The organism is Candidatus Gracilibacteria bacterium (assembly GCA_041661045.1).
Lineage (GTDB): Bacteria > Patescibacteriota > Gracilibacteria > UBA1369 > 2-02-FULL-48-14 > 2-02-FULL-48-14.
Map to the genome: position 1 here is coordinate 81,952 of JBAZVE010000001.1, position 14,716 is coordinate 96,667.

Here is a 14,716-nt window from a genome sequence, read left to right on the forward strand (position 1 = left end):
TGAGTCCGCCCGGGCGGACTTTCTTTTGCGTGCAGAGAAAAATGATTCTATACTGTCACCGTTATGGATCCAATCACGCCAAACAATAACGGTTCTTCCACTGGTGGAACTCCTCCACCTCCTCCACCCCCGCCAACCGGGGCTTCTGCGCAGCAAGCTGCGGGACAGGGAGCGGCTCAGCAGGGACAGTTCACGATTCCTCAGGTGGTTCAGGATAAATATCCGGAGCTGATTGAACTGATCAAAAAAACAGAATCGATGTCCAATGAAGAGCGAGATTATTGGTTCCAGATTTTGCCGATCATGACGCCGGACCAAATCAATCGACTTAAAAATATTTTGAGTGAAGAAGTGACTCAGTTGTCCAAACTGGACGATCAATATCAAGAAGAATTGGCCAAGCTCAATAAAAAACATGTGGAGGAATGGGATGTGTTCCAAAAGAAGCAAGAGCGAGAGACTTTGAAAGCGGAAGAGGCCAGCCACGAGGCGGCAGAGGCGGAGGCGGAAGAGGACATCCTGAAAAAGCTGGAGGAAGATACGGGATCCGCGGGCAGCGCGGGCGCCGGGGCAACTCCTCAGGTTTAGTCGATCAGTTCGGCCGTCACCACCAAGCGCTTGAGGGCCGTGCCCACGGGGGTGCAGGTCATGAGGGTGAGGTTTTTTTGGTCGCCTTGTTTTAGAATACTGGTGTCCGTGGGGCTCACTTCTTTTTTGGAGACCACTCTGTAGTGGAACTCTTCTTGCTCATGCGTGATGAAGATGTCCGCACCCACTTCTATTTTGGGCAAAAGGGCGAAAACCGTGTTGTAGGGGCTGAACTCCCAAAGCACATTGGAACTGTGTCCGGTGTAAAAAGCATTCCCCATTTTTCCGGGCTCGGCGGTCCCCGGGTAATGGGCGATTCCGGTCAAGAGACTTCCACGAATTTGATCTTCCAATGCGTTCCAATCCTTAGCCTCCAAAGCGTCCAGGCCCAGTTGCGGCTCCACAATGGGAGCATTGATTTGAAGTGAAGGCACTTGCAGACGATTATCGTAACTCGTGGGCGTGAGGCTCAGAGCCAACAGTTGATCGTCTGCGCCGGAGATGGGGAGCACCGCAAGTTCCGGGGTGGCCGCCTCTTCCATTTTTTGGGCGATGGGCCCTTGCAGGCTGGCCATAATCATTTTTGCATACGCGGGTGCATTGGTAATACTGAAAAGCAGCACAAAGATGGCAAGGGCCGTGAATGCGAACTGCTTCACGGTACCTAAAAAAGCAAATCTGCCCATGGTTCTGGGCCAAAAAACGGCTTCGTGAGCCGAAAGATCCAGTCGCACAAAGGATTCTTCCTCCAAAGCAAGAATTTTCCGGTCCACTTGGAAGGCCAAGCGGGAAATGAGGTCCGAGAAGGATGGGTGTGGATTCACGCTCTAATTATAGCACATTATGCCTCCTCCAACCAGTTCTGTTCCTCTATAAAGCACCACGGACTGGCCCGGCATCACGGCGCGCTCGGGCTGCAAAAAATGAACTTTGGTGCCAGCCTCCGTTTTTATGAGCCTGGCCTTGCTGAAATGGCCCAAGCTTCTCACTCTTGCATCAAAAATCTCATCTTCTTCCGGAGCTTTTCCGGAAAGAAAGTTGAAGTCTCGTACAGGGATTTCCGTGCTTAAAATGTCTTCCTCTTTCCCCACAATGAGCACATTTTTAATGGTGTCCATTTTGTTTACGAATAAAGCAGGTCCACCGCCCACCCCTATCCCTTTGCGCTGGCCAACGGTGTAAAAAGGAAGACCTTGGTGCTCTCCCACTTCTTTCCCAGTGGCATCTTTGATCTTCCCCGGCTTAAAATCTTTGCCGGGCTTCAAGTGTCGTTTTAAAAATTCGACATATGTTTTTTCAGGATAAAAACAAACCCCTTGGCTTTCGCGTTTGTTCTCCAACTCGGTGAGTCCAAATTTCTTGGCAAGTTCCCTCACCTCCGGCTTGGTGAAATCTCCCAATGGAAATTTAATTTTTTTGAGTTTGTCTTGGCTGAGGTTATATAAAAAGTAAGTCTGGTCCTTCGCTGCGTCTTTTCCACGGTGCAGGTGGACTTCTCCTTCCTCATCTGTAATGAGTTTGGCGTAATGACCGGTGGCCAAATAGTCGCAGCCCAGTTCTTCCATTTTCTTGAAGAGTTCTCCAAATTTTACCGTTTTGTTGCAGCGTACGCAGGGATTTGGGGTCTCCCCCTCCTTGAACCCCTCCAAGAAAAAGTCCACAACGGCGCCCTTGAAGGTTTCTTCAAAATTGATGCTGTAAAAAGGCATGCCCAATTTCTGACAAATAGACCTGGCAAACATGAGTGAGCCAATGGAGCAGCATTTGTTTTGTGGGAATTTTTTCCGATCCTCCAGGTCGAATACAACGGGATCGGCCCACAAATTCATGTACACTCCAATGCACTCGTAGCCCTGCTCTTTTAAAAGCGCGGCCGTCACGGATGAATCGAGCCCGCCGGACATGCCAAGCAATATTTTTCCTTTTGACTTCATAAAATTCTTGCCCAAAGGGCTTTGTTAATATAAAATGGGAAATCAGTCTAGTCAACTGGCTATGATTACATCCGTCCTCACTGCCGCCAAAAAATATCTTCCGGACCTCAATGAGCCTAGGGTTCTCCGTGCCTATGAATTTGCGAAAAAAGCCCATGAGGGGCAGTTGCGAAAAGATGGAGCCCCCTACATCACTCACCCTGTTTCAGCGGCTGTCATTTTGACTGAACTCCATGTGGATGAAGACACTTTGATCGCCTGTTTGCTCCATGATGTGCCTGAGGACACTTCAGCCACTCTTGAAGAGATTGAAGCCGCGTTTGGCCCCAAAGTGGAATTTTTGGTGGATGGGATCACCAAACTTTCTAAAGTGCATTACCGCAACGATATGGAGGAACGGCAAATCGACTCCCTCAAAAAACTGTTTTTACACTCGGCAAAAGATCCCCGCATTATTTTGGTGAAGCTGGCGGATCGTCTCCACAATATGCAAACCATCGATGCCATCCCCAATCCCCTCAAACGAGAACGCATCGCACGGGAGACTTTGGAAATCTTTGTGCCCATCGCCAACCTGCTCGGCATCTGGGAACTCAAAAATCAACTGGAGGATCACTGTTTCCGCGTGCTTGCTCCAAAGGAATATGCGGAGATTGACCAACTTGTGAAGAGTTCTGCGATGCAAAAAGCAAATGTCCTTAAAAAAACCTTGAGGAAAGTGGAGACCCTTTTGGAATCGAAGAAAATCATGGACTTTGATGTGAAGGGCCGCCAAAAAAACCTCTACAGCATTTATCGTAAAATGTTGCGAACGGGAAAAAGTTTTCATGAAATCTATGATTTGCTCGGCATTCGTGTTTTAGTCCCGGACATTGGCGCGTGTTACCAAGTACTTGGAATTTTGCATCAAAGTTTTACCCCAAAAATCGGGCGCCTTAAGGATTATATTGCCATCCCAAAATCCAACGGATACCAAAGCATTCACACCACGGTTTTTGGAATAGGCGGAGTGATTACTGAGTTTCAAATCCGAACTTATGATATGCATCTTGAAAACGAATATGGAATCGCGGCTCATTATTTTTATTCTGCGGCTCACAAGAAACAGGCCCAAGTAAAAAAGAAATTTGAAAAGAAATATGAATGGGTGAAACAAATTTTGGATTTGCAGCGAAGCATCTCCAGCAACAAACAATTCCTTGAACATTTAAAACTGGATGTTTTTGAGGACCGTATTTTTGTCTTTACTCCAAAGGGGGATGTGATTGACCTCCCCGTGGGCTCAACGGTTCTGGATTTTGCCTATCAAATCCATAGTGATGTGGGGATGCTCGCGGTTTCTGCCGATATCAATGGCCGTCCCCACCCCCTCAGTGCTCCTCTCAAAAGCGGGGACACGGTTCTCATCCACACTTCTGAATCGGCCGAGGGCCCTCAGGTGGACTGGCTTGAGACCGTTCACACCAATTTGGCGCGGACTCGCATTCGTGAATATCTTAAAGAAAGAGATCGAACTTCTGTTTTGCATCAGGCTGAGGAATTGCTGGATCACAAAATCCGCATTTTGGGCTTCCCCGGACTTGCCAGCGTCAGCAGTCTACAAAAAATCATGGCTCTGGAACATTTTGAGATGGAAGAATGGGAAGATCTGCTTTATGAAATTGGGCATGGGACGGTACATGTCCAAGATCTGATTCATGTGCTCTTTACCGAAAAAGAATTGTTCGGTGAGGCATGCGCGCCTGTGGATATTCGTCTTTACGATCAAGTCCCTCAGAGAAAATTGGGCGCGCTCAAGCCGGAAAAAGTTCACAATATTTGCATCACCGTGGATGGCACCAACCGCATTGGACTTTTACGAGACCTTTGTAATGAACTGGCCAATGCGGGAGTGAACATTGTCACGGTGCAATCGCTCCCACGGCATGAGGCCGAGATCGCACGCGTTGGTTTTGTTCTTGAAATCTTAAATTTCCGCCAATATGAAGTCGCCATGCAGGCGATTCGTAAAGTCGATGGAGTCATTACTATTGCTCGTGCCCAGGAGGATCCTATGGTTACGACGAAAACCGAAAATGCATAACATCTCCGTCTTTCACAAGATATTCCTTCCCCTCTAAGCGCAGAAGGCCTTTTTCTCGAGCTTTTGCCTCCCCTTGGCAGTCCACAAAATCTTTCCAATTGATCACCTCGGCACGAATAAATCCTTTTTCAAAATCGGTGTGAATCACTCCCGCTGCTTGAGGTGCCGTTGCTCCTTTTTTTACCGTCCATGCGCGCACTTCTTTTTCGCCCGCCGTGAAATAAGTTTGTAGTCCCAAAAGATCATAGGCCTCACGAATGATGTGCCGAAGCCCCGTTTCTTCGAGCCCGAGTTCTTTCAAGTAACTTTGCGCTTCTTCAGGGGTAAAGCTCACCAAATCGGCCTCCACTTTTGCGGAAATGGGAATGATTTTGGTTTGCGGCGCCAAGCCCAAAAGCTCACGCAGTTCACTCTCCTTAATCGTGGCCACCTCCTCCTCTCCCGTGTTCACAATCACCATTTGAGGTTTCATGGTGATGAGGTGCAAATCGCGAATGAGCTCCTTTTCTTCTTCTGTTAAATCGATTTGAATCGCCAATTTTCCGGACTCCAACTCGGGCTTAATTTTTTCCAAAATGGCGTGGACAGCCACTTTTTCTTTTGCACCGCCACGGGCCTCACTGGCGGATTTGATCATGCGTTTTTCCAGTGTTTGAAGGTCTGCCAAAATGAGTTCCGATTCTATGATTTCGCGGTCTCTTTTGGGGTCCACACTGTCGTGCACATGCGTCACATTTCCATCTTTAAAATAGCGCACCACTTGGGCGATGGCATTGCATTCACGAATGTGAGAAAGAAACTGATTCCCGAGTCCCTCCCCTTGGCTCGCGCCCTTCACCAAACCGGCGATATCCACGAATTCCACAATGGCGGGGATGACTTTTTGTGTGTGCGTCACTTCCTTGAGCGCGGCCAATCGTTCATCCGGCACTTCCACCACTCCCACATTGGGATCAATGGTGCAAAAAGGGTAGTTGGCCGCTTGGGCCGCCTGACTGCGCGTGAGGGCATTGAACAGAGTGGATTTCCCCACATTGGGCAGGCCGACGATGGCGATTTGAAGATTCATATTAGATGTAAAGCAAGGTGGTGCCCTTGTTTTTTACCAGAGTTGTGAACTCCGCGTCCAGCTCCAAATCCTTTGGAATTTTTACAAAGGGCAGACTTGCTTTGGCTGCGCGTTTGGCCATGTCCAGGGTACGGGTGCGCCCAATAATGGGTTTGTCGAAAGAATTTTGTATCACGCGGAGGTCTCCCTTCACCCGCATATTGTCCAGATCCACTTCAAAGAGATCCGCGTCATCGTGGAAGCGCCGGAGCTGGCGCACCAGCAGTACAAAACTTTCGGGATTCAGTTCAAGAATGCGTTGGGTGTCCATAAACTCTATGCTAGAGTAAAAGCATGAACTTCACAATCGCCGCTTTTGCCGATTATTTGCCCAAAGTCTTGCTTGTACTCCTGGTTTTGGTGGTGGCGGTGCTGGCCAATCGCGTACTGAGATTTAGAAAAGTCCCCTTCCTTCGACCCTTCCGCAGTTTCCTCATTTGGTCTTTTGCCCTCCTGCTTATTTTGAGTAATTTGGGCTTCGATGTCACCTCCCTCATTGCGGGGCTTGGAATTGGAGGGCTCGCGGTGGCTCTGGGGCTTCAAAGCACTTTGGAAAATATTTTTAGTTCCATCACTTTGCTTGCCGAAAAAACTTTCGCCGTGGGGGACACTATTCGCCTCACGGGTAGCGAAGAAGGCAAGGTCCTTAAAATGGGTTTCCGTAGCAGTATTTTGGAAACCGCGGATAAGAAAATTCTTATCATCCCAAACAAACTGCTGGTCAATGGGATTATTGAAAAAAAACAATGAAAAAATTCACCGCACAACTTGTAAAAGTTCTGGCTCTTAACCAAGACACCTTTCAATTTGATTTTGAATTTCTGGAGGAGCCTGTGGATTTTAAGGCTGGGCAATTTTTTATGATTGAGGTCCCGGATGGCGAGAAGAAAATCACTCGTGCCTATTCCGTTTCCAGTTCCCCCGACTTTAAAAAAGGATTTTCTTTTTGCGTTAAAATTTTGCCGGATGGCAAAGCCTCTCAGTATTTGAAGAGCCTTGAAATTGGACAGACCGCCTCGTTTATGGGTTCTTTTGGTCACTTTGTATTGGCGGATTCCCCCAAAGATATTGTGATGGTGGCCACCGGCACGGGTCTCGCGCCTTTTATGAGCATGCTCCCCACGCTTTTTGCACAGGGCTGGACATGGCCCATCACCCTTTATTTTGGTGTGCGCCATGAAGAGGATTTGTTTTATATCGATGAATTGCGCAAATGGGAAAAAGAACACCACAACTTTAAAGCTTTGGTGACCCTCTCCCAGCCCTCTGAGGCTTGGACCGGTGAAAAAGGCCGCGTCACTGAGCATTTGGCTGAACTCAATATTGAGAATGTTCAAGTGTATATTTGTGGGAATGGAGATATGGTGAAGAGTGTGAAAGAAATGATGGACAGCAAAGGGCTTCAGAAAACGGATCTCCATTTAGAACAATTTACCCCCTTAAAATGAAATTTCTTTTTACACTATTCACGGCCGCTCTGTTTTTGACGGGCTGTGCTCCTTCCGCCACAGTGGACACTTCCACCTGGGAAAATTATGAAAATGAATACTACCGTTTTGCCCTGAGTTTTCCTGAAGATTATTCCACTTGTATGAATGCTTACTGTATCAATGAAATCCCCGCCGATGCTCTCTCCACTCTCACTGTTTTAAATGCAAGCGGTGCGACCGTGCTCAGCGTCCAACCTTACAAAAATGACCTCGGCATGAGCGCCATGGCCTATGGCGAAAAAGCTGCGGAAGACAATGAGGGGATCACGAACGCCGGTGCCACCACTTTTGCGGGCCAAGAAGCTTTTGCATTCACCACTGCCGGAGATTTTTATGAACCCGGTGGTGCCCGAGGCATTACCGAAGACGGCCACATCAGTTTACTTTACGATGCCGACGCCACCGAAATTCCTTTTGTGGAGGTGAATGGCAGCAGTCGAGTGATTTACACCGACTACAATGGCTATTTCTACCGAATCACTTACCGGGAGATCGGTGAAGAAATTGAAGCCATGGTGCAAAGCTTTAAATTTTTATGAGGAGGGCTTTTGGCATGTGAGCTGTGTGCGCGCACCGTCTTCACAGTCCGCCCGGGCGGACTTTTAGCCTCGATTTTTGGCTTAAATAAGGCGTTTGTGTTTTGAAAGGTCCTTGCCACTGAGAGATGGATGAATGGTGTGCCAGATGAAGGGAATGCAAAAAACATGCGTGGATGGATTGCGGAGTTGGGTTATTCCCCAGGTGAATACCGTATGGGTATTGCAGAAGGCCACCTCACCACTCCTCCGTCAGCCTCAGTCACTTGTTTGGGGTGGTGGAAGATCTCTTAAAATGAAATCATTGCTTTGACTATTTTGAAAAAGGATTTACAATCACTACTTATTCATTAAGGATTAAAGATGAGTATAGATCATAGAAAAGAAGACTCTGAGCGGTATCATCGGCGTTTAGCGTCCGTGATTCATTGGTTTTCTCAGGATGTTAACTCAAGCAACGCCGCAAGCTATTTCGAAGCGATTGGCGGTGAGTTAATGACTGAACTCCACTGCCATACTTCTGTTGGAGTCTCTACTCTACACACACAATGGAGGGCTCTTGATCGAAGCTCTCTTCCCGAGATCAGGGTTTTCCTGGATGATGTGATGGCCGCTTACAACTTGGGTGCCCGTCCAGATTTAACTGAAACCCTTAAAGACTTGAATACTCTCTGGTGGGAGGTGGCTAACGACAGAGGACTCACTGAGAGACAATGGGGGATTAAAGGAGCAGTCCGGAGAGTTTATATGGATCCAGAATTTTTGCCGGGAGAGGCCAACCGGCACAGTCCTGATTTTTTTGCATCTAGATCTAGTATTGGACACGAATACTCCGTAGCCATATCTACGGTAAAGCAGGTTAAAAATAGGTTGCCTAGTGTCCGAACATTTGACTCTGAATGTTTAGATTTGGTGAGCACTTTAATCAATTTACTGCCACCATCCTTTGCTCATCGAAAAGAGGAATGGAAGACACTGAGGCTGGCCCCGCACGAAATAAGATTTTCAGGGGTTTTAGCTTTTCTTGATTCTTTAGAACAAGGTCTTGAGGAAGAACTAAGTATGCGGGTTCCTAAAACTGATATGTATTCTCCAGAAAGTGCAGCTCTCCATCAAAAAAATTTAGCTGACAGTTTAGATGCTTTGGATGGAGCCATTTGGGGGACTTAATAAGTGGTGCCGCGAGACGGAATTGAACCATCGACACGAGGATTTTCAATCCTCTGCTCTACCACTGAGCTACCGCGGCACTCGGCAGACCTTTGAGTCTGCTGAGGGCTAGTTTACTGATTTCTTTGGACAGCGCAACGAAAAATAAGCTTGCAGTTCTTAAAAAGTCGTTTTATACTCCTCCAGCTTTCGACTAAACAATTATGGCAAAAGGTAAATCAACTCCGTATGTCTGGATCTGCCAGGAAACCCGAATGATCAATGGATCAGGTTGGGCTCAACGAGAAAAAATAAAGGACATGACTCGTATGAAGTATTGTCCTACGCTTCGAAAGCGCACTGAGCACAAGGCTAAACCTGTTAAGAAGGGTGGAACCAAGGCTTTAGTTAACGCCAAATAGTTTTCCGAGCAGGTCTCCCACAAGGTAAGCGATGGCTGCGGCCGTACCGCCCATTAAGGCTGTCTCCATACCGGTTGCAAGCCAGTGACGGTTGCTGAATCGGGATTTAACCGTACCCACAAAAAACAGGGCCAGGAGCGTGCTCAAACAGGTTCCAAGAAAAATATTCTTCCCGTCTCCTCCCACAACGCTTTGAAATGAGTAGCCCAAAAGGGGGATGAGCCCGATGACGATGAAGGCCATGAAAGTGGAAAAGGCGCCTTTTAACGGGTTGATGTTCTCCTCAATCACATTGAATTCATGGTTCAGCATGATTTTGAGCCAGGTTTTGGGGTTGCTGGTGATCACTGTTTCCGCCCTATTCAAATCTTCTCCTTTGAATCCGAATTTACGGAAGATTTCCCGAATTTCTTCGCGTTCTTCATGAGGTTTTTCCAAAATAGACTGCATTTCGTCCAGTTTTATGGAGTGAATACGGTCCAGTTCTGATTTGTCGCTCAAATATTTTCCTGTGGCCATCGAGAAGCCATCCGCAAGCAGATTTGCAAAACCAAGGATCAAAATAACAGGTGTAGAGAGCTCGGCCCCCACCACCCCCGCCACCACGGCAAAAGTGGTTACGGCACCGTCGATTCCCCCATAAACGAAGTCCGGGAACCAGTTGTAATGATTTTTTTTCATAGCGTTGGCTTATTGCATCTATTACAATACTCCTGTTTTTACGCACCCTCCACATGAAGATTCTTTGCTGGAATGTGAATGGCATCCGAGCGGTGCTTAAAAAGGGTTTCCTGGATCTTTTGGAGAAGGAAGCCCCGGCCGTTTTGTGCATACAGGAAAGTAAAATTCAAGCGCACCAGTTGACGCAGGAAATGATCAATCCGCTGGGTTATTACAGCGAGTGGGTTTCGGCCAGCCAAGCCGGATACAGTGGGGTGGCTACTTTTTCTAAAACTAAGGCGCTGCGGGTGCAAAAAGAGTTGGGCGGAGGCCGCCATGATGACGAAGGCCGGCTCGTGCTGACGGAATTTCCGGAATTTGTGCTGGTGAATGTGTACATTCCCAATGGCGGCCGCGGCGACCATCGGGTGGAATACAAACTCAATTATTACGACGAGATGTTGGATGTGCTGGAGAGCCTGCGCAAACAGGGTAAAAATGTGATTGTGTGTGGAGATTTCAATACCGCACACACCGAAATCGACCTCGCCCACCCCCGAGAAAATGAGGGGATCAGCGGGTTTTTGCCCGTGGAACGCGCTTGGATTAGTAAATTTATTGCAGCCGGCTACATCGATACCTTCCGCCACTTCCACCCCGATGAACCGAACCACTACACTTGGTGGAGTTACCGCACGGCGGCGCGGCAGCGGAACATTGGCTGGCGTATCGACTATTTTTTTGTGAACAAAGAATTCCTGCCCCACATCAAACGCGCCTGGATTTTAAATGATGTCGAAGGCAGCGATCACTGTCCCATTGGGATAGAGATTGAATAAAACTAGGCTTTTATTGGGCTGCCAGATATCTCACAAACCTGAATGTGAAGCCTTTTTCTTCCATTTCTTCAGAAATCTCTTTCATCAGAAAACCGGCCGGAATTTCCGGGAAAAAAGCATCACAGTCCACTGTCCCCTCCACTTCGGTGAGGAACAATTCGTGGCAAGCCGGATGCAGAATGGCCTCTGCATACAAGGACGCTCCTCCAATCACAAATGCTTTCTGCTCGGGGGCGTTTTGTTCGGCAAGAGCGAGGGCTTCATCCAAGGAATGAGCCAATAAGACACCCTCAGGAAGAGTTTGTTCTCCCCTGCTTATTACGATATTGAGTCTTTCCTTGAGCGGACGATACGCCTCCGGCAAGGACTCCCAAGTTTTTCTTCCCATGATTACCACGCCGCCTTTCGTCACGCTTGCGAAGTGTTTTAAATCTGCAGAAAGATGCCAAGGGAGGCCATTGTCTTTTCCAATCCCTCGGTTCTCATCCATGGCGGCAATGATGGAGAAGTTTTTCACACCGCTACTTCAAATTTAATAAAAGGATCGTGTTCGTAGCCTACGAGTTCGAAGTCTTCAAACTTCAAATCCCAGAAAGGCTTTTTTGCGATTTTTAGGGTGGGGAGTTTTTTGGGGATGCGAGTGAGCTGCTCTTTCAGGCCCTCGATGTGGTTGAGGTAAATGTGCGCATCCCCCATGGTGTGGGTGAAAATTCCGGGCTCCAGTCCGCACTCCTGCGCCACCATCATCATGAGGGCGGCGTAACTCGCGATATTGAAGGGCACCCCGAGCGCGATATCCGCACTGCGTTGGTAGAGTTGGCAGTCGAGGCGGCCTTTGACCACATAAAACTGAAAGAACATGTGGCAAGGTGGCAGCGCCATTTTGTCGATCTCCCCCACATTCCAGGCGTTCACAATGAGCCGACGAGAATTGGGATTGGTTTTGATTTGGTCTATCACATTTTGGATTTGATCGATGTGGCGCCCATCCTTGCTTTCCCAGTCGCGCCACTGTTTTCCATACACGGGCCCCAATTCTCCGTTTTCATCCGCCCAGGCGTTCCAAATGGGCGTGTGCTGCACGAGATCGTCGTTGATGTTGGTGGACCCGCGCAGAAACCACAGCAATTCATACAAAACGGCATCGAACTTCACTTTTTTTGTGGTGAGCAAAGGAAAACCCTCTCGAAGATCGTACTTGCGCTGCATTCCGAAGATCGAGAGGGTCCCGGTTCCAGTTCTGTCTTCCTTTTTTTCGCCCTTTTCAAGGACTTCTGCGACGAGTGAGAGGTAGTGGTGCATAAGGGGGGTGCCAACTTGGTGAGGCAAGATTAGCACCCCGATGTGGGTGGGGCAACCGTCAGTCCATACAGGAAAGGATTCCACCAAGAGGCAGCTGGGTATAACAATCTGTGACTTTATTTACTGTACTTTCTGGGATATTCCGCGCCCTAAGGGCATCTCCAACAGACATCGCAATTCCTCTCAAATCGGCGGCTAATTCTGGTGACATTGGCATTGCCCCGTATTGAGTCTCATGGAGAAAGCGATCGGCGAGTGCATTGATTTGAGCAGTCATAAATTTTAGTGTTATGGATTTAAGAAGTAATGAGGGCTTGGATTTTCTCGACTTGGGCGCTTATCCCAGGGTGGGCGAGAAGGGAGTTTTCCTTTGGGACATCCACAAAGCGGTAAGCTATATGATAACCCATTCCTCTTCCAAAGGACTCAATGTTTTTACCAAGATTTTCGATGTGAAGGCTTGTTTCCCTGCACAAATCTGGGAGTAGGTTTGGGTGCCGCTCTTTTACAATAGCCAGAACCCTATGAAGGGTTTGCATGAAAGGTATCTGGAATTCAGGGGAATGTACCTCAGGACTAAGCGTAACATTATATCGATGATCATCTTTCGGAAGCACGGTGGACAATACATAAGCCCCTAGTTTCGCACCTGAAAGTAACTGCTCTGACATCGTAAGGTTTGATACTGCATCTTTTATAAAAACCGCTCGGCGAGTACCAAGATAATGGTGTCGAAATACTTCATACTCTTCGTCCGTAATTTCTGTTATCAGTCGGGATGAAGGAAGTGCTTCTGCAATATGAAAACCTGTAGATGCATCATATGCAGTTGAGCTAGGTGAAAGATGCACGGAAAGGCCTCCATCATGCATCTCAACTAAACCTTGAACCAATCTTTCCACATGAGCATCGGGGATTTCTTCTAGTGCCATTGCCTCTCGGAGCCGTTTCCCAGGCGTGGGTTCGGAAATAATCCTACAATCTTTATAGGAGATTCCTAAGAGTCTTGCCCCCAGACTAGTCTCGCTGAGTACTCTTCTTACCCTAGCCTGTATCATGAAATTCATCTGCTGTGGTGTCAATCCTTTGTAAGGGATTAAATCTTCGCCTTTGAAAGTTTTTTGGACAAAGGGTTCTCCGCCTCGGTGTGAAATCAGTGTGTCTTTCCCTGTAAAGGTATGGGTTTCCTCTAAGATCTCTGTGGGCTGGGAACTCTCTGAGACTCCCCCATAAGTTAGTTTGTATTCATCAAGCAACCTTGCCAGTTTTGGATCGATTTTCCTCGATTGAGTGCGTCCTTTTTCGACTGACAGGGCTACCCCATCTTCTTTAAGTTTTATGTAGGGCTGAACGGCAGTCCATTTTATCCTGCGTTGCAATTCTTCCTCCTGTTCCGCTTTTTCTGTTTTGACTAGTGTGTCCATAAATTTTTAGAATAAAATAAATAAAAATCCCTCTTCTCAGAGGGCTACAGTTCAATGGCAAAGATGTTCTTTCTTAACAAAACGCAAGGACGGTAAAAAAGAACTGCCCACCTGAGGATTGCCTGCTGCTAATCCAGTAAATGGGGTGTTGCAACGCCGATTAAATGTTGCAATTGCTTGGGTATAATGTTCTGCCATGGCTTCATCAATTGGAATTAATGTAATGTCCTGTGTGAGGAATCCGTGACCGTATCGAATGACCTTAAGTTCTGGAAAATAAACCCTCATTCCTGTCACTCCATAGTCACTTAAATCGTGAGTTGCGATTTGAGCCTCTAGTAGATCTGAATCTAAGGCTGCAGCCTCTTTCAGCATCAGGTTGACATGCAAAATATTTTCTTCATCTGTATCAGCAAGGCATTGATTAAAAATTTGCGTATTGAGTGCAGATAGTCTTCGTGTAGAAATGATCGCAGCGTCTACATCATTTGCACTGAATTCATGCAATTTTTCCATGGCTCTTTCGTGAGCTTCTTCACCTTTTGGATAAATAAGAAACGATGGATCCATATATGCGTCCACATCATCCCCTCTTAGTCTTAGCGCTATCACAGGGCGAATTTTTTCAAGAGGGACTTGTGCGTTATAAATTTTTCTGTGTTGCGGTTGGTATATGCCTTTCATAGTGTAGTGGGTTAAATAAAAATCCCTCTTCTCAGAGGGCTTAAAGGAGTTGAGTTTGATGTGAATTAAATGTGGCGCACGCGCCAGGCCCTCTGAATTGATTTCAAAGAGTTCCACCATTTTTGGGTGTTTTTTGTGGCGAAATTGTTCGTGACTTTTGAATTCATGCTTGCTATGATGTACTCGTACGATAGTACGGACCACGATATTAGTCAAGCCCTATGCGCCAAAACCACACTGCCCTCAAAAATATTTCAAAGACCTTTGTATTGGCGGAAAGTAAAAAAACGATGATGAAACTTTTGAGTGATCTCCTCACCCCCGCTGAAATCCATGACATTCATGAACGGATTCTCATTATGCAAGAACTCTACAAAGGCAAACCTCAACGAGAGATTGCAAAGAAACTGGGCGTGAGCATCGCCAAAGTGAGCCGTGGCTCCCAAGTCCTGCAGTATGGAGAAGGAAGCTTTGACCCTTTATAATTTTATGTTAAA

At 47.3% G+C, this 14,716-nt stretch carries 17 protein-coding genes, 1 tRNA gene and 1 pseudogene; 9 read left to right on the top strand and 10 right to left on the bottom strand.

Annotated features, from left to right (window positions below; genetic code table 25):
• Nucleotides 1–63 precede the first annotated feature (63 nt).
• Nucleotides 64–588 (top strand): hypothetical protein, encoded by a 525-nt coding sequence (locus tag WC777_00435; GenBank protein ID MFA6023674.1) that lies wholly within the window; start codon nt 64–66, stop codon nt 586–588.
• Here WC777_00435 and WC777_00440 read toward each other — a convergent pair.
• Together WC777_00440 and mnmA are read right to left on the bottom strand one after the other, a co-directional pair.
• On the bottom strand, nt 585–1,412 hold the full coding sequence (locus tag WC777_00440) for a sortase (protein MFA6023675.1): 828 nt from the start codon (nt 1,410–1,412) through the stop codon (nt 585–587). The genes WC777_00435 and WC777_00440 overlap by 4 nt on opposite strands.
• A 3-nt stretch (nt 1,413–1,415) precedes the next feature.
• Nucleotides 1,416–2,522 carry a tRNA 2-thiouridine(34) synthase MnmA gene (mnmA, locus tag WC777_00445; protein MFA6023676.1) on the bottom strand — a complete coding sequence of 369 codons (1,107 nt, stop codon included), beginning with the start codon at nt 2,520–2,522 and terminating at the stop codon, nt 1,416–1,418.
• 61 nt (nt 2,523–2,583) lie between these two features.
• Between mnmA and WC777_00450 the strand changes: the two genes are divergently transcribed.
• Nucleotides 2,584–4,605: a RelA/SpoT family protein gene (locus WC777_00450; protein ID MFA6023677.1), complete on the top strand. Its 2,022-nt coding sequence runs from the start codon at nt 2,584–2,586 to the stop codon at nt 4,603–4,605.
• Here WC777_00450 and ychF read toward each other — a convergent pair.
• Both ychF and WC777_00460 read right to left on the bottom strand, forming a co-directional pair.
• A complete protein-coding gene (gene ychF, locus WC777_00455; protein ID MFA6023678.1) occupies nt 4,580–5,674 on the bottom strand; it encodes a redox-regulated ATPase YchF in 1,095 nt (364 codons plus the stop codon). The genes WC777_00450 and ychF overlap by 26 nt on opposite strands.
• Before the next feature lies 1 nt (nt 5,675).
• Nucleotides 5,676–5,984: a hypothetical protein gene (locus WC777_00460; GenBank protein MFA6023679.1), complete on the bottom strand. Its 309-nt coding sequence runs from the start codon at nt 5,982–5,984 to the stop codon at nt 5,676–5,678.
• A 23-nt stretch (nt 5,985–6,007) separates the two neighbouring features.
• On the opposite strand from WC777_00460, the gene WC777_00465 reads away from it, so the two are divergent.
• From WC777_00465 to WC777_00480, 4 genes are all read left to right on the top strand, one after another.
• The gene (locus tag WC777_00465; GenBank protein ID MFA6023680.1) at nt 6,008–6,487 is read left to right on the top strand and encodes a mechanosensitive ion channel domain-containing protein; all 480 of its coding nucleotides are present in this window, start codon (nt 6,008–6,010) and stop codon (nt 6,485–6,487) included.
• Nucleotides 6,460–7,365: an FAD-dependent oxidoreductase gene (locus WC777_00470; GenBank protein MFA6023681.1), complete on the top strand. Its 906-nt coding sequence runs from the start codon at nt 6,460–6,462 to the stop codon at nt 7,363–7,365. The genes WC777_00465 and WC777_00470 overlap by 28 nt, the downstream gene beginning before the upstream one ends.
• Nucleotides 7,305–8,033 (top strand): hypothetical protein, encoded by a 729-nt coding sequence (locus tag WC777_00475; protein ID MFA6023682.1) that lies wholly within the window; start codon nt 7,305–7,307, stop codon nt 8,031–8,033. Before WC777_00470 ends, WC777_00475 begins: the two co-directional genes overlap by 61 nt.
• A 453-nt stretch (nt 8,034–8,486) precedes the next feature.
• Nucleotides 8,487–8,909: a hypothetical protein gene (locus WC777_00480; protein MFA6023683.1), complete on the top strand. Its 423-nt coding sequence runs from the start codon at nt 8,487–8,489 to the stop codon at nt 8,907–8,909.
• 4 nt (nt 8,910–8,913) lie between these two features.
• Here WC777_00480 and WC777_00485 read toward each other — a convergent pair.
• Nucleotides 8,914–8,988, bottom strand: a tRNA-Phe gene (locus WC777_00485).
• A gap of 124 nt (nt 8,989–9,112) precedes the next feature.
• On the opposite strand from WC777_00485, the gene WC777_00490 reads away from it, so the two are divergent.
• Nucleotides 9,113–9,310 (top strand): hypothetical protein, encoded by a 198-nt coding sequence (locus WC777_00490; protein ID MFA6023684.1) that lies wholly within the window; start codon nt 9,113–9,115, stop codon nt 9,308–9,310.
• Here the strand turns inward: WC777_00490 and WC777_00495 are convergent.
• Nucleotides 9,293–9,991 (bottom strand): VIT1/CCC1 transporter family protein, encoded by a 699-nt coding sequence (locus tag WC777_00495; GenBank protein ID MFA6023685.1) that lies wholly within the window; start codon nt 9,989–9,991, stop codon nt 9,293–9,295. The genes WC777_00490 and WC777_00495 overlap by 18 nt on opposite strands.
• A 53-nt stretch (nt 9,992–10,044) precedes the next feature.
• Here WC777_00495 and WC777_00500 point away from each other — a divergent pair, with 53 nt between their 5' ends.
• Nucleotides 10,045–10,809 carry an exodeoxyribonuclease III gene (locus WC777_00500; GenBank protein ID MFA6023686.1) on the top strand — a complete coding sequence of 255 codons (765 nt, stop codon included), beginning with the start codon at nt 10,045–10,047 and terminating at the stop codon, nt 10,807–10,809.
• Between the two features lie 10 nt (nt 10,810–10,819).
• On the opposite strand, the gene WC777_00505 is transcribed toward WC777_00500, so the two are convergent.
• The 4 genes and pseudogenes from WC777_00505 to WC777_00520 all read right to left on the bottom strand — a co-directional run bounded on the left by WC777_00505 (nt 10,820) and on the right by WC777_00520 (nt 14,339).
• Complete coding sequence (locus tag WC777_00505; GenBank protein MFA6023687.1) at nt 10,820–11,299, bottom strand: dihydrofolate reductase; 480 nt, start codon at nt 11,297–11,299, stop codon at nt 10,820–10,822.
• A 26-nt stretch (nt 11,300–11,325) separates the two neighbouring features.
• Nucleotides 11,326–12,111: pseudogene (locus WC777_00510) on the bottom strand (thymidylate synthase).
• 296 nt (nt 12,112–12,407) lie between these two features.
• Nucleotides 12,408–13,535 (bottom strand): hypothetical protein, encoded by a 1,128-nt coding sequence (locus tag WC777_00515; GenBank protein MFA6023688.1) that lies wholly within the window; start codon nt 13,533–13,535, stop codon nt 12,408–12,410.
• A 6-nt stretch (nt 13,536–13,541) separates the two neighbouring features.
• Nucleotides 13,542–14,339, bottom strand: coding sequence for a hypothetical protein (locus WC777_00520; protein ID MFA6023689.1), 798 nt, complete (start codon nt 14,337–14,339; stop codon nt 13,542–13,544).
• A gap of 101 nt (nt 14,340–14,440) precedes the next feature.
• On the opposite strand from WC777_00520, the gene WC777_00525 reads away from it, so the two are divergent.
• A complete protein-coding gene (locus WC777_00525) occupies nt 14,441–14,704 on the top strand; it encodes a Trp family transcriptional regulator (protein MFA6023690.1) in 264 nt (87 codons plus the stop codon).
• The last annotated feature ends 12 nt before the right edge of the window (nt 14,705–14,716 follow it).